The sequence below is a fragment of the Pseudomonas sp. IT-P4 genome, from assembly GCF_949767755.1.
Lineage (GTDB): Bacteria > Pseudomonadota > Gammaproteobacteria > Pseudomonadales > Pseudomonadaceae > Aquipseudomonas > Aquipseudomonas monachiensis.
The window spans coordinates 1-388 of record NZ_CATKPX010000092.1 but is presented as its reverse complement, the minus strand read 5'-3'; the positions used below and the strand labels follow the sequence as shown (position 1 = coordinate 388).

Genomic DNA, 388 nt, shown 5'->3' with positions numbered 1-388 from the left:
CGTTCTCGTCGAGATCGAGCAACAGCGGCGAGCAGTCCTTCATCATCGGGATGAACTGCTCGTAGCCGACCCACGCCGAGTCGAACAGGATGTAGTCACACAGCTGGCCGATGCGGTCGACCACTTGCCGGGCGTTGTACACGGTGCCGTCGTAGGTGCCCAGCTGAATGATCGCCAGGCGGAACGGCCGTGGCAGTTGCGCCTTGTCCGGGGCGACTTCGGCGATCAGTTCGCGCAGGTAGTCTTCTTCGAAACAGTGGGCGTCGATGCCGCCGATGAAGCCGTAAGGGTTGCGCGCGGTTTCCAGATAGACCGGCGTGGCACCGGCCTGCAACAGCGCGCCCTGGTGGTTGGACTTGTGGTTGTTGCGGTCGAACAGCACCAGGTC

Annotated in this window: 1 pseudogene; it reads right to left on the bottom strand. The window is 62.9% G+C overall.

The annotated features are described in order from the left end of the window. Positions 1-388, bottom strand: a pseudogene (locus tag ACM6IT_RS27015) (ornithine decarboxylase); the annotation flags it as partial.